Raw genomic sequence first — 13773 nt, 5'->3', positions numbered from 1 at the left:
CAAACCTTGAAAGCTGAACCCTTCCTGAAGAACCCCGTGATTCCCCCCAATCCACGCCTTTGCAGCGTTTACTCTGTAGAAATCGGGGCGTAAGCTTCGCGCGTTTTCAATCAATAGCGGAGACCCACAGTGGGTACTTGTTCGAGTGACAGTTGTCGGCCGGTTTCAGTAACCGGCATACCCTCGGCAAGATAACGCGCAGCCTTTTTGTGCCGTTGTCTCGCCGAAAAGCGAGCAGCGGCATCCCGAACGCGGCCAGTCCCGGTCCGTGTCCCGACGTCCTCTCATCGACGCTGAACCGTGCGTGATGTTCGACTTTCCAGTCGTCATCGCGGCGCTCTGACACGCCTGCTCGACGGTTTCCCGGCTGATCCTGGGGGAACTGCCATGAACCTGATCCTGCTCAAAGAATTCTTCGCCGGATTCCTGCGCACCCGCCACTTCGCCCGACACTTCCGTCGACTGGCGCTGCTGGAAAACTTCACCGACACCACGGTCAGCCGTGAGGTCCCGCCGACGCTGGCGCAAACTTTAGTGAGCGCCGCCAACAGCGACACCGGCCAACTGCTGGACAATCTCGGCAGCCACACCGACGGCCTGAGCGAACTCGAAGCCGATGCTCGGCGCGCACAATTCGGTATCAACGAAGTCGAGCACGAACAACCGCTGCCGTGGTGGACCCACTTGTGGCACTGCTATAAAAACCCGTTCAACCTGCTGCTGACGTTGCTGGCGGTCATCTCCTGGCTGACCGAGGACATCAAAGCTGCCACCGTGATTTTCTCCATGGTGGTGCTCTCGACCTTGCTGCGCTTCTGGCAGGAAACCAAATCCAACCAGGCCGCCGATGCGCTCAAGGCGATGGTCAGCAACACGGCCACGGTGTTGCGCCGGGATGCGCCACGCACCGAATTGCCGATCAAACAATTGGTGCCGGGCGACCTGATCGTGCTCTCGGCCGGCGACATGATCCCTGCCGATTGCCGGGTGCTCAGCGCCAAGGACCTGTTCGTCAGCCAGGCCGCCATGACCGGCGAATCGATGCCGGTGGAAAAATTCTCTCGCCAGCAGGACTGTGACACCTGCAATCCGCTGGACCTGGACAACATTCTGTTCATGGGCACCAACGTGGTGTCCGGCACGGCCATGGCGGTGATTCTCACCACCGGCAACAGCACCTATTTCGGCGCCTTGGCCCAGCGCGTTGGCGCCGCCGATCGCGCACCGACCTCGTTTCAGACCGGGGTCAATAAAGTCAGCTGGTTGCTGATCCGCTTCATGTTCGTCATGGCACCGCTGGTGCTGTTTATCAACGGTTTCACCAAGGGTGACTGGACCGAAGCGCTGCTGTTCGCGCTGTCGATTGCCGTGGGCCTGACCCCGGAAATGCTGCCGATGATCGTCACCTCGACCCTGGCCAAGGGCGCGGTGTTTCTGTCGCGCAAAAAAGTCATCGTCAAACGCCTCGACGCGATCCAGAACTTCGGCGCCATGGACGTACTGTGCACCGACAAGACCGGCACCCTGACCCAGGACAAGATTTTCCTGGCGCGCAATGTCGACGTCTGGGGCAATGATTCCGATGACGTGCTGGAAATGGCCTACCTCAACAGCTACTACCAGACCGGCCTGAAAAATCTGCTGGACGTGGCGGTGCTCGAACACGTGGAAATCCACCGTGAGCTGAAAGTCGGCACGGCGTTTCGCAAGGTCGACGAGATCCCGTTCGACTTCACTCGCCGGCGCATGTCGGTAGTGGTGGCCGAGCGGGATCACTCGCACCTGCTGATCTGCAAGGGCGCGGTGGAAGAAGTGTTGGCGGTGTGCACGCGGGTGCGTCACGGCGTGGTCGATGAAGCGCTGACCGATGAATTGCTGGCGCGGATTCGCCAGGTCACCGCCACGTTCAATGCTGAAGGCTTGCGGGTGGTGGCGGTCGCCGCGCGACCGATGATTGAAGGGCGCGATACGTACAGCCTGGCCGATGAGCAGGCACTGACGCTGATCGGTTACGTGGCGTTTCTCGATCCACCGAAAGAAAGCACCGCGCCGGCCCTGAAAGCCCTGGCCGCTCATGGCGTAGCGGTAAAAATGCTGACCGGTGATAACGAGCTGGTGACCGCAAAGATCTGCCGCGAAGTAGGGCTTGAGCAGCGAGGCCTGCTGATGGGCAACGATATCGAACGCATGACGGACGCCGAACTGGCGGTGGCGGTGGAGAGCACCAACGTCTTCGCCAAACTGACCCCGTCGCACAAGGAACGCATCGTTCGTCTGCTAAAGGGCAACGGTCATGTCGTCGGTTTCATGGGCGACGGCATCAACGACGCGCCGGCCCTGCGCACGGCCGACATCGGTATTTCGGTGGACAGCGCCGTCGACATCGCCAAGGAAGCGGCGGACATCATCCTCCTGGAAAAAAGCCTGATGGTGCTGGAGGAGGGTGTGCTGGAAGGGCGCCGGACCTTCGCCAACATGCTCAAGTACATCAAAATGACCGCCAGCTCGAACTTCGGCAACGTGTTCTCGGTGCTGGTGGCCAGCGCGTTCATCCCGTTCCTGCCGATGTTGCCGATGCACCTGCTGGTGCAGAACCTGCTCTACGACATTTCGCAGATCGCGATCCCGTTCGATAACGTCGATGAAGAAATGCTCAAGCAACCCCAGCGCTGGCAGCCGGCGGATGTTGGGCGATTCATGCTGTTTTTCGGGCCGATCAGCTCGATTTTCGATATCACTACGTTTGCCTTGATGTGGTACGTGTTCGACGCCAACACCCCGGACCACCAGACCCTGTTCCAGTCCGGCTGGTTCGTGGTCGGGCTGCTGACCCAGACCCTGATCGTGCACATGATTCGCACACCGAAGATTCCATTCCTGCAAAGCCGTGCAGCGATGCCGCTGCTGGTGATGACCGGAGTGATCATGGCCGTGGGCATTTTCCTGCCGATGGGACCGTTGGCGCACTACTTCAAATTGCAGGCGCTGCCATCGCTGTACTTCGTGTTCCTGCCGATGATCCTGCTGGCGTACATGGCGCTGACCCAGGCGGTAAAGGGGTTCTACATTCGGCGGTTTGGCTGGCAATAGGGTGTCGTACTGATCGTTCCCGCGTAGAGCGTGGGAACGATCCATCTCTGTAGGAGCAGTCGAAGGCTGCGATCTTTTGTCTTGAATTCCCCTCCCGCCAGTGGACGAGGCGTCCTGGTTTTTAGGAAAGGTCCTACATAAAGCTCAGTGGGTCTTCCGTAGCCTTGCGCGCTCACAAATCTGCCAACTTCCATAAGGCCGCCCACTGTGCCGAACAAAGCCTTGCGTATCCTGATCGCCGATGAACAACATTTTCACCGCATGAAGATCGAGCGCCTGTTCAATCAGCTCGGCTACTACCGGATAGCGCCGGTACACAGTCTTGAAGAGCTGTTGACCCTGGTCGACTACGGTTGCGAGCCGTTCGATCTGGTAGTCATCAATGCATCAATGGGCGGCGCGGCGTTGAACCTGCCCGATTTCTTGCGCGATAACCGGCAGGTCCATCACGCCTTGATCTACAACGGCCAGCATGCCCGATTGCCGGCAACGCGTGCCGGTGTCCAGCAGGCGGTTCAGGTGAGCCACGGATTGCTGCCTGATTTAGCGAGCATCGAGCGACTGATGGCGATCGTTGATCCTGCACTACCGTTCGTCGGAACTGTCATTTCTGTCAGGTAGAGCCGTACGGATTTCCATGCAACAGTCTTCGCGCAGCCGTTACGTCTAACCCGGGCCTGGCCCATGGGCATTCACGGCCCATCGTCGTGCCTTTGCACAGGAGTTTCCATGAAGTCAGTGCTGATTGCGGACGATCATCCGGTGGTTCGCGCCGCAGTCAAAATCGTACTTATGCAAGAAGGATTCAGGCGGATACACGAGGCATGCAGCGGTAACGAGGTGTTGCCAATGATCCGTGAACATAAACCTGATCTGTTGGTGCTGGATCTGGTAATGCCTGCGCTCGACGGGCTGGATGTGCTGGCCCGCATCGAAGCCAGTGACGTGCCGTGTCGAGTACTGGTCTTTACGTCCCAGGAACCCTTGTTTTTTCAGGAACGTTGCATCCGCGCCGGTGCCTCGGCGTTTGTCTCCAAGACCAATAATTTGCAGCATTTGCATAAAGCGGTGCACGCGGTCATGGCCGGTTACACCTACTTCGCTCAGCTGTCCTCAAGCTCGGTGTCACTGAACACGCTGCAACGCAGCGAAAAGCAGTTGATCGATGCGCTCTCCGACCGCGAACTGACCATCCTCCAATACCTGGCCCGTGGCATCAGTAACAAGGCAATCGGCGAGACCATGAATCTGAGCCACAAGACCGTCAGTACCTATAAGACCCGCCTGATCGAAAAAATCAATGTGACATCCGCGGTGCACCTGAGGGATTTCGCCCTGCGCAATCATCTGATCTGAATGAAAACCCTTTTGCGTCGCCTGACAACGTTGCTATTGCTGAGTCATTGGCTATGGGGTGCGTACGCCTTTGCACAACCACAAACACTGGCCTTGTTGGGACGCTCCAGCGTTGAAGGTTACAAGGTCGAACTGTCTGCGAGCGATTCGCGCTGGTTGCAGCAAAAGGGGCGGCTGGTGCTCGCCGTTTCTGCGCCGGATTATCCACCCTTCGACATCACCACCGCGGGTCATGCGTTCGAAGGGCTGACGGCGGACTACGCCGGTCTGCTCAAGCAGTTGCTGCACGTGGAGATCGAAGTCCAGCGCTACACGTCGCGAGCAGACGCAGTGCGGGCGATCAAGCTAGGGGCGGCGGACCTGCTGGGAACGGCCAATCGTTATGAGGCTGAAGATCCGCAGTTACGGATGTCCAGCGCCTACGCCATCGATCAACCGGTGCTGGTGACAGGCACCGACTCGCCTCAGCCGCTGGACCCGGACCTGGCCGGTAAACGGCTGGCGATGCTGTACCACTATTTACCTGAACACAGCGTTCAGCAGTTTTATCCCGAAGCCGAGGTTCAGCTGTTTCCCTCGACCCTGGGAGCCGTCGGGGCCGTCGCTTTTCGTCAGGCGGATGTGTACCTGGGCGATGCGATCAGCGCTCATTACCTGATCAGCAAAAACTACCTCAACAACGTCGAACTGGCGGATTTTTCGCGCATGGAATCCGGTCGTTTCGCGTTCGCAATGACTCGCGACAACGAACAGTTGCAACGCATCGTCAACAGGGCGCTGGCGGCAGTGCCGACCAATGAGCAAATGAACATCCTGCGTCGATGGGGGGGCAACGGGACGTTCATTTCAGGTACGCAACGGCTGCAATTCAGCGTGGCCGAGCAACGCTGGCTCGATCAGCATCCGCTGCTGAGGGTGGCGATCAATGAAAACCTCATGCCGATTTCCTTCTTCGACAGTGACGGAAAGTTTCGCGGCATCGGCGCTGATGTATTGGCGAAAATCAGTCTGCGCACGGGGTTGCAGTTCGAGATCAAACCGACAAAATCAGTCGCCGAGATGTTGGCGTGGATCAAGACCGGACAGGTCGACGTGGTGGCCGGGATTAGCCCCAGCATTGAGCGTGAAGCCGAATTGCGTTTCACCCGGCCGTTTCTGACCAGTCCGAATGTGCTGGTGACACGCACCACGCCGAACAGTCCCACGACCCTGGATGAAATGGCCGGTAAAACCCTGGCGGTCACTCAGGGCAACAGCGCCGGTGAATTCATTCGCCAGCATTTCCCACAGATCAAGCTCGCCAATGCTCCCTTGACGGCGGATGCCATGGATATGGTTGTCCAGGGCAAGGCAGACGGCGGTATCAATTCACTGATCGGTGCCCGCTACATGATTTCCCGGCACTACCGGGACCGGCTGCAAGTGACCAGCACCGTCGGCACCGATCCGGCCCGCAGTACCCTGGCGACCAGTCGAGAGGCCCTTGAGTTGCATTCGATTCTGGACAAGGCGCTGCTCAGTATCGCGCCCGAAGAAATCGATGAGATGACCCACTATTGGCGCAATGACCTGATGGTGGAGCAAAGCTATTGGCTGCGTCATCGGCAGGACATTCTTCAGGCATTCGCCGCGGCCGGCGCCTTGTTGTTGCTCGCGTTGGGCTGGATCGCCTACCAGCGCCGGCAGATCCGCCTGCGCCAGCATCTGCTGGGCCAATTGCAGGAGGCCAAGGACGCCGCCGACGAAGCCAACCGCGCCAAAACCACGTTCCTGGCAACCATGAGCCATGAGATCCGCACGCCGATGAATGCGTTGATCGGCATGCTTGAACTGGCGCAGAAGCGGGCGGACGAGGGCATCACCGACCGTTCCGCCATCGAGGTGGCGTCCACGGCCGCGCAACAATTGTTGGCCTTGATCGGCGACATTCTGGACATCGCCCGCATCGAGTCCGGGCATCTGTCGCTGACCCCGGAACGGGTGAATCTGCGGGCATTGGTGGAATCAGTGTGTCGGGTGTTCGAAGGCTTGGCACGGCAGAAGAATCTGCAATGGCGGGTCGAGCTGGGCGAGTACAGCGACTGCGACGTACGGGTCGACCCCACGCGCCTCAAGCAGGTGTTGTCCAATCTGTTGAGCAACGCGATCAAGTTCACCCGTGCAGGTGAAGTGAGTCTGACGCTGCGGGTCGAGCCCGGTTTGTCCGGAGCGCTGGCAGTAAGTGTGTGCGTTGAAGACAGCGGCATCGCTATCAGCGCCGCCGACCAGCAGCGACTGTTCAGCCCGTTCGTGCAGGCCGGCAACAACCAGCAGTCAGGTCGCAGTGGGTCCGGACTGGGGTTGGTGATCAGCCGTACGCTGTGCGAAATGATGGGTGGCCAGTTGCAACTCGACAGCGTCCTCGGCCGCGGCACGCGGCTCGACATCAGCCTCGAGCTGACCCCGTTGCCACCGTTACCCGCCGGCGAGATGCCCGGTCGCGAAACACAGAGCCCGACCCGACCGCTGACGATTCTGGTAGTCGACGATTACCCGCCCAATCGGTTGCTGCTGTCACGGCAATTGAGTTATCTGGGGCATAGCGTGTTGGAAGCGGAGGATGGCGAGCGCGGTGTTGCGCAGTGGCGCAAACATGAGTTCGACCTGGTGATTACCGACTGCAATATGCCGGTGGTCAGTGGTTATGAACTGGCGGGGTCGATACGCGATGAAGAACGCGCCAACGGATTGCAGCCGACGCTGATTCTGGGGTTTACCGCCAATGCGCAACCCGAGGAAAAGATCCGCTGCGTGGAAGCGGGCATGGACGACTGCCTGTTCAAACCCATCCGTCTGGCGGACCTGAGCGCATGGTTGGCATCGCGGTTTACCGGCGAGGCGTCCGTAGAGATTGAAGAACCTTCAACCTCGGAGATCGACCTGAGCGAACTGCAACGCTACGTCGGTGCGGACCATGAGCTGATCGAACAATTGCTGCGCGATCTGGCTGTGACTAACCGGGATGATCGCGAGCTTCTGTTGCAGATGCGCGCCAGTGGCAATCATCACGATTTGCAGATACTGGCGCACCGCATCAAGGGCGGCGCGCTCATGGTCCGGGCGGTCGGTCTGATCGACTGTTGCGAACAACTGGAACGTGCCTGCGGCGAGGGCCGCGCGGCACTGATCGACGAAGCCGTCGACCAGTTGCTGCAAGCCATGACGCGCCTGGACCAGAGCCTCAAGCAGGGCTGAAGCTTAATCCCACTGCGGAGCGATGCCTTTGGGGCTGGTCAGTCGCTGGCCCCGATCCAGACCTGCGATCAATGCCATGTCGGCATCGCTCAACGTCATCACGCTGGCTTTCAGGTTGCTGGCGAGGTTGGCGCGTTTGGTGGACGAAGGGATCACCGCGTAACCCAGTTGCATGGCCCAGGCCAGCGTGATTTGTGCCGGGGTGGCCTGCAGGCGATCGGCGATCTGCTGGATGACCGGGTCTTTGAGCACTTCGCCGTAAGCCAAAGTCATGTAGGACGTGATCTGGATGTCCTGGCTCTGGGCGAACTCGACGACTGTGCGGTTTTGCAGGTACGGGTGCAGTTCGATCTGGTTGGTGGCGATGTTCTCGGCACCGACGGCGGCGATGGCTTGTTTCATCAGGTCGACGGTGAAGTTGGACACACCGATCTGCCGGGTCAGGCCCAATCGCTTGGCTTCGAGCAAGGCGCCCATGAACTCTTCGACGGGCACCTGATCTTCCGGGGACGGCCAGTGGATCAGGGTCAGGTCCAGGTAGTCGGTCTGCAATTTTTGCAGGCTCTCTTTGAGGCTGTCGATCAGACGATCCTTGGCGAAGTTGGCGACCCAGATCTTGCTGGTGATGAACAGCTCTTCACGGGCAATGCCGCTGGCGGCGATGGCCTCACCGACTTCGGCTTCGTTCTCGTAGATTTGCGCGGTATCGATGACCCGGTAGCCCAGTTCCAGGCCGGTGCTCACCGAATCGATGACCACCTGACCTTGCAAGCGAAACGTACCAAGACCGAGTGCGGGAATAGACATCTATGACTCCAGGGTTTGCAGTGGGAATGGGCATGAGTATCCGCGCCCGCATCCTTGAGAAAAACCGCTGGATGGGCAAAGCAATGTTTACTGAAAGTCATGAATAGGGTCAGGCTGGGGATTGAGGGTGTTTGGTCTGGCGCCTTCGGGAGCAAGCCCGCTCCCACATTGAATCTGTGTACACACCGGTCCAATGTGGGAGCGGGCTTGCTCGCGAAGGCCACGACTCGGTTTACAGCCTTACCCCCGACCCTCAAGAATCATGCAAGTCGTCGACCCGGTTGCATACAACCGCCCATCCACGTCATAAATCCGCCCCTCGGCCAACGCCGTCGAACGCCCCAGATGAACAATCTTGCCCTCGGCCCGCACCGGTCCGCTGGCGCCAGTCAACGCCCGTACATAACTGATGCGCAAATCCAGCGTCGTGTAGCCCTGGCCTTTTTTCAGCTGTGTATGAATCGCGCATCCCATGCAGGAATCCAGCAAGGTGGCGGCATAACCCCCATGCACGCTGCCCAGCGGGTTGTAATGCCGCGAATCCGGCGTGCCTTGAAAGACGAACAGGCCGGCGGACCATTCGATGGGGATGAAATCCATCAGTGTGCCGATGGGCGGCGAGGGCAGCTCGCCGTTGCCGATACCTTCGAAAAACTCGGCGGGCGAGAGATTGATGACCTCCGCCATGGACAGGCTGCCAGGGCCGGCGAGGCGGGCACGCATGGCGTGTTCCTGAGCGATCCATTGGGCGAGCGTGGCTTCGCGGTTCGGGCTTTGCATGATCATGTCCTCGAAGAGGGGGGGCGGATATTATGGTTGTAATCTCGGACAATATTATGTCCGAAATAAAATCCCCGCTACCCCCACTTATCCTGGCGCTGCACTAGGCAATATCGCTGTGGCTGAACTCCTCCCCCAGAAAGTCGATCAACGCCCGCACCGATGGCAACAATCCGCGACGCGACGGGAAGATCGCATGGACGATCCCGCATTTGGGCGCCCAGCCGGGCACCAGTTCCACCAGGTGCCCGGCGGCGATGTCATCGCGCACCACCACACTTGGTAGATGCGCAATGCCAATGCCCGCGAGCACGGCGTGACGCAACGCCAACAGGTCATCGGTGACCATTCTCGGCGCGTGACGAATCACCGCACTGGCGCCATCGGCACCGAACAGTTCCCACTGATATTCACGCTGCGCCGCCCCCCAATGCAGGCTCGGCAAACCGCTGAGGTCGGCCGGGGAGGCGGGTGACGACAGGCGTTCGCGAAAAACCGGGCTGCCCACCAGGCACTGGGTGCTGTTGCCCAGCACCTTCATCACCATGTCGGTGTTTTCCAGCGGCGGAAAGCGCACCCGCAGGGCGATATCGAAACCCTCGTGGATCAAATCGACCCGGCGGTTAGTGCTCTCGATGAACAACTCCACCAGCGGGTACTTGAGCATGTAGCGGGTCAGCATCGGCCCGACCCAGGAGTTGAGCAGCGCGGTCGGGCAACTGAGGCGCACCAGGCCCTGGGGCTCGGAGCGGTTACGTTCGATCAGTTCGGCGGCGCTTTCCGCTTCCACGCGCATGGCCAGGCAACGCTGGTAATAAGCCTGGCCGATTTCCGTCAGCGAGCAATAACGGCTGGTGCGATGCAGCAGGCGCACACCGAGGCGTTCTTCCAACTGCGAAATGCGCCGGCTGAGCTTGGACTTGGGCATGTCCAGTGCCCGCCCGGCCGCTGCAAAACCACGGTGTTCCACCACTTGAGTGAAGTAATAGAGAGTGTTGAGGTCTTCCACCATCGTTCTCCAAATAGAACGCTAAGGCTGATTTTTGCAGTCTAGTGCATCAAACGCATCGGTTTTAAGCTTTGTTCATCGCGTCACACACCAGATTGGGAGGCAGGATGAAAAACATCATCGGTATCTACACCAGCCCACGGACCCATTGGGTCGGCGACGGTTTTCCGGTTCGCACGTTGTTTTCCTACGACAACCTGGGCAAACACATCAGCCCGTTTTTGCTGCTCGATCACGCCGGCCCCGCTGAATTCACCCCCACCACCGAGCGTCGTGGCGTTGGTCAGCATCCGCATCGCGGTTTCGAAACCGTGACTATCGTTTACAAAGGCGAACTGGAGCACCGCGACTCCACCGGCAGCGGCGGCAAGATCGGCCCTGGCGATGTGCAATGGATGACCGCCGCCTCGGGGATTCTTCATGAAGAATTCCACTCCGAAAGTTTCGCCAAAAGCGGCGGCACCCTGGAAATGGTTCAGCTGTGGGTCAACCTGCCCGCCAAAGACAAAATGGCCGACGCGGGGTACCAGACGATTCTTGACGGCGACATTCCGAGCCTCCCGCTCAAGGACAAGGCCGGCAGCCTGCGCTTGATCGCCGGGGAATTCGACGGCCACACCGGCCCGGCCCGCACGTTTACCCCGATTGACGTCTGGGATCTGCGCCTCAACGGCGGCAAGTTGTTGACCCTGGATCTGCACGAAGGCCGCAACACCGCGCTGGTGGTGCTGCGCGGCACGGTTCAGGTCAACGGCCTGGAACCGGTGCGCGAGGGGCAATTGGCGTTGTTCGAACGCAATGGCCACCAGCTCAGCCTGGAAGCCAATAACGACGCCATCGTGTTGCTGCTCAGCGGCGAACCGATCGACGAACCCATCGTCGGCCACGGCCCCTTCGTGATGAACAGCGAGCAGGAAATCCACCAGGCCTTTGCCGACTTCCAGTCGGGCCGGTTCGGTCGGATGAGCGATTGAAATAATTGTTGTAACGCTGTGGCGTGCCGGGTTGAGCTGACTACGCTTGCCTGGCCGCGTTAAACCAAACATCTGAGTTCACCTACGCCGGCCCGTTCGGCATCGATAAAAAGCGAGGATTACCCCATGACGACTTCCTACAAACGTCTCGACAAGGATAACGCCGCCGTTCTGCTGGTGGATCATCAGGCAGGCCTGCTGTCGCTGGTGCGCGACATCGACCCGGACCGTTTCAAGAACAACGTGCTGGCCTTGGCCGACCTGGCCAAGTACTTCAAGTTGCCGACCATCCTGACCACCAGTTTCGAAACCGGACCCAACGGCCCGCTGGTGCCCGAGCTCAAAGCGCTGTTCCCGGACGCGCCTTACATCGCTCGCCCTGGCCAGATCAATGCCTGGGACAACGAAGATTTCGTCAAGGCGATCAAGGCCACCGGCAAGAAGCAACTGATCATCGCGGGCGTGGTGACGGAAGTGTGCGTGGCGTTCCCGGCACTCTCGGCTTTGGCTGAAGGTTTTGATGTGTTCGTGGTGACCGACGCGTCCGGCACGTTCAACGAGCTGACCCGTCAATCGGCCTGGGATCGCATGTCGTCCTCCGGCGCGCAGTTGATGACCTGGTTCGGCCTGGCCTGTGAGCTGCATCGCGACTGGCGCAACGATGTGGAAGGCCTGGGCACGCTGTTCTCCAACCACATCCCGGACTACCGCAACCTGATGACCAGCTACAACACCCTCACTAACGGCAAGTAACAGCAGCAACACCTATCCAATGTGGGAGCGGGCTTGCTCGCGAAAGCGGTGTAACAGTCAACGTAGATGTTGAATGTTAGTCAGCCTTCGCGAGCAAGCCCGCTCCCACATTGGTTTTGCATCAATTGCTCCTACACTGTGCCCAATCTGTGCGATCTTCCTGCCATTGGCCCTTGCTGGAGTTGTTTGATGCTGTCACTGCTCACCGATCACCCGTTGCTCAGCGCCCTGGCCTTGATCCTGATCGATCTCGCGCTGTGGCGTTTGCTCAGCGCCAGCGGCAGCAACTGGAAACTGCTCGTAAGGCTGGTGATTTTTTCGCTGTACAGCGTGCTGCTGTTCAACGAGGGTTTGAACCCCATGGAGCCGGCGCCCTGGGCGGACAATATCCCGCTGCACCTGGCGGCCATCGGGTTGCAGATCGGCTGGTGGTTGTTCGGTGCGCGCACCCTGACGGTGCTGATCGGCGCGGCGATGATGCAACGGGTCGGGCACACCGGCCGCTTGCTGCAGGACTTGCTCGGCGCAGTGATTTTCCTGATCGCGATCATTGCCGCCCTGGCGTACGTACTCGAACTGCCGGTCAAGGGCGTGCTGGCGACCTCCGGCGCGTTGGCGATCATCGTCGGCCTGGCCTTGCAAAGCACCCTTAGCGACGTGTTCTCCGGGATCGTCCTGAACACCACCAAACCCTATCAACTGGATGACTGGATCTCCATCGACGGCACCGAAGGCCGGGTCACCGATATCGATTGGCGGGCTACGCGCCTGCAAACTGCCCAGGGCAGCATGGCGGTGATTCCCAACTCCCTGGCGGCCAAGGCCAAGATCATCAACTTCAGCCGACCGAGTGACATTTTCGGTGTCTCGATCAGCTTGCAACTGAGTCCGCACGCGCGCCCGCAAACAGTGATCGACGCACTGGAGCGGGCGATGCAGGGCTGTCGCTATCTGTTGACCAAACCGGCGCCGAGCGTCGCGCTCAAAGGTTCCAGCGCGACGGGTGTGGAATACGAAATCAGCGGTTTCGTGGTGTCCATGGATCAGAAACGCATGGTGCGCAATCAGCTGTTCGACCTGGCGTACCGGCACTTGCAGGCCTCCGGTGTCAGCCTGTTGTCGAGTGTTGAACCGACTTCACCTGCCAACCTGTCTCGGCCGCGGGCATTGCTGGACGCCTCGAATATTTTCTCGACCTTGCGTCAGGACGAGAAAGAAACCTTCAGCCAGAACATGAAGCTGCAAACCTTCCGCGCGGGGGAAATGATCCTGCCGGCGGGGGAGGTCAGCGACCATTTGTTCATCATCGAATCCGGCGTGGTCTCGGTGGAGTTGAGCCGTGGCGGGGTCAAGTTCGAATCCGGGCGCATGGGGCCGGGCGAAGTGATCGGAGAGGGCGGGATTTTGTCGGATACGTCGTTGCCAGCGGACTTTAGCGCCAAGACATTCTGCAGCTTGTACCGGATCGAGAAGGAATACCTCAAACCGTGCCTGGATGCGCGGCATGACATCAGCGAAGCGATGAAGGCGTTGCTGGATTTCCGGTTGCACAAGGCGCAGACGCTGACTCAGGAAATGCCGAAAGTGGTGGAGAAGAGGGGGTTTTTGCAGTGGTTGCGGAGTCGGGCTTAGCGACTTGTGGTGGATGGCCGCTGCGCGGTTCGCGGGCAAGCCCGCTCCCACATTTGATCGCATTCCCCTTCGGCAAATCGGTCAATTGTGGGAGCGGGCTTGCTCGCGAAGGCGATGCCAGCCGCGCTACACATCCGG

The 13773-nt window shown here is 59.6% G+C and carries 10 protein-coding genes; 7 read left to right on the top strand and 3 right to left on the bottom strand.

All coding sequences use genetic code 11. The annotated features are described in order from the left end of the window. The first annotated feature begins 387 nt into the window (after positions 1 to 387). The 4 genes from mgtA to ACA055_RS20550 all read left to right on the top strand — a co-directional run bounded on the left by mgtA (position 388) and on the right by ACA055_RS20550 (position 7680). Entirely contained in the window at positions 388 to 3090 is a 2703-nt protein-coding gene (gene mgtA / locus ACA055_RS20565) for a magnesium-translocating P-type ATPase (RefSeq protein ID WP_497680313.1), read from the top strand. 207 nt (positions 3091 to 3297) lie between these two features. Beyond that, positions 3298 to 3711, top strand: a complete 414-nt coding sequence (locus ACA055_RS20560; RefSeq protein WP_497680312.1) for a response regulator — start codon at positions 3298 to 3300, stop codon at positions 3709 to 3711. A 108-nt stretch (positions 3712 to 3819) separates the two neighbouring features. Next, positions 3820 to 4446, top strand: a complete 627-nt coding sequence (locus ACA055_RS20555) for a response regulator (RefSeq protein WP_497680311.1) — start codon at positions 3820 to 3822, stop codon at positions 4444 to 4446. After that, on the top strand, positions 4447 to 7680 hold the full coding sequence (locus ACA055_RS20550; protein ID WP_497680310.1) for a transporter substrate-binding domain-containing protein: 3234 nt from the start codon (positions 4447 to 4449) through the stop codon (positions 7678 to 7680). Between the two features lie 3 nt (positions 7681 to 7683). Here the strand turns inward: ACA055_RS20550 and dkgB are convergent, their stop codons facing one another. The 3 genes from dkgB to ACA055_RS20535 form a co-directional block, all read right to left on the bottom strand. Then, entirely contained in the window at positions 7684 to 8487 is an 804-nt protein-coding gene (gene dkgB / locus ACA055_RS20545; protein WP_497680309.1) for a 2,5-didehydrogluconate reductase DkgB, read from the bottom strand. A 240-nt stretch (positions 8488 to 8727) separates the two neighbouring features. Continuing rightward, positions 8728 to 9267 carry a PaaI family thioesterase gene (locus ACA055_RS20540; protein ID WP_497680308.1) on the bottom strand — a complete coding sequence of 180 codons (540 nt, stop codon included), beginning with the start codon at positions 9265 to 9267 and terminating at the stop codon, positions 8728 to 8730. A gap of 103 nt (positions 9268 to 9370) precedes the next feature. Further along, positions 9371 to 10279, bottom strand: coding sequence for a LysR substrate-binding domain-containing protein (locus tag ACA055_RS20535; RefSeq protein WP_497680307.1), 909 nt, complete (start codon positions 10277 to 10279; stop codon positions 9371 to 9373). A gap of 104 nt (positions 10280 to 10383) precedes the next feature. Between ACA055_RS20535 and ACA055_RS20530 the strand changes: the two genes are divergently transcribed. The 3 genes from ACA055_RS20530 (at position 10384) to ACA055_RS20520 (ending at position 13635) form a co-directional block, all read left to right on the top strand. After that, entirely contained in the window at positions 10384 to 11250 is an 867-nt protein-coding gene (locus ACA055_RS20530) for a pirin family protein (RefSeq protein WP_497680306.1), read from the top strand. A 126-nt stretch (positions 11251 to 11376) separates the two neighbouring features. Then, positions 11377 to 12003, top strand: a complete 627-nt coding sequence (gene ycaC / locus ACA055_RS20525) for an isochorismate family cysteine hydrolase YcaC (RefSeq protein WP_497680305.1) — start codon at positions 11377 to 11379, stop codon at positions 12001 to 12003. A 189-nt stretch (positions 12004 to 12192) separates the two neighbouring features. Next, the gene (locus tag ACA055_RS20520) at positions 12193 to 13635 is read left to right on the top strand and encodes a mechanosensitive ion channel domain-containing protein (RefSeq protein WP_497680304.1); all 1443 of its coding nucleotides are present in this window, start codon (positions 12193 to 12195) and stop codon (positions 13633 to 13635) included. Positions 13636 to 13773: the final 138 nt, after the last annotated feature.

It is taken from the genome of Pseudomonas sp. LBUM1657, from assembly GCF_059716075.1.
The sequence above is the reverse complement of the archived record's forward strand: the minus strand, read 5'-3'. Positions and strand labels throughout refer to the sequence as shown.

Excerpts from the sequence above, each read along its gene's own strand:
- mgtA (WP_497680313.1), top strand. The coding sequence starts at position 388 with ATGAACCTGATCCTGCTCAAAGAATTCTTCGCCGGATTCCTGCGCACC.
- ACA055_RS20555 (WP_497680311.1), top strand. The coding sequence starts at position 3,820 with ATGAAGTCAGTGCTGATTGCGGACGATCATCCGGTGGTTCGCGCCGCA.
- ACA055_RS20550 (WP_497680310.1), top strand. The coding sequence starts at position 4,447 with ATGAAAACCCTTTTGCGTCGCCTGACAACGTTGCTATTGCTGAGTCAT.
- dkgB (WP_497680309.1), bottom strand. The coding sequence starts at position 8,487 with ATGTCTATTCCCGCACTCGGTCTTGGTACGTTTCGCTTGCAAGGTCAG.
- ACA055_RS20540 (WP_497680308.1), bottom strand. The coding sequence starts at position 9,267 with ATGCAAAGCCCGAACCGCGAAGCCACGCTCGCCCAATGGATCGCTCAG.
- ACA055_RS20535 (WP_497680307.1), bottom strand. The coding sequence starts at position 10,279 with ATGGTGGAAGACCTCAACACTCTCTATTACTTCACTCAAGTGGTGGAA.
- ACA055_RS20530 (WP_497680306.1), top strand. The coding sequence starts at position 10,384 with ATGAAAAACATCATCGGTATCTACACCAGCCCACGGACCCATTGGGTC.
- ycaC (WP_497680305.1), top strand. The coding sequence starts at position 11,377 with ATGACGACTTCCTACAAACGTCTCGACAAGGATAACGCCGCCGTTCTG.
- ACA055_RS20520 (WP_497680304.1), top strand. The coding sequence starts at position 12,193 with ATGCTGTCACTGCTCACCGATCACCCGTTGCTCAGCGCCCTGGCCTTG.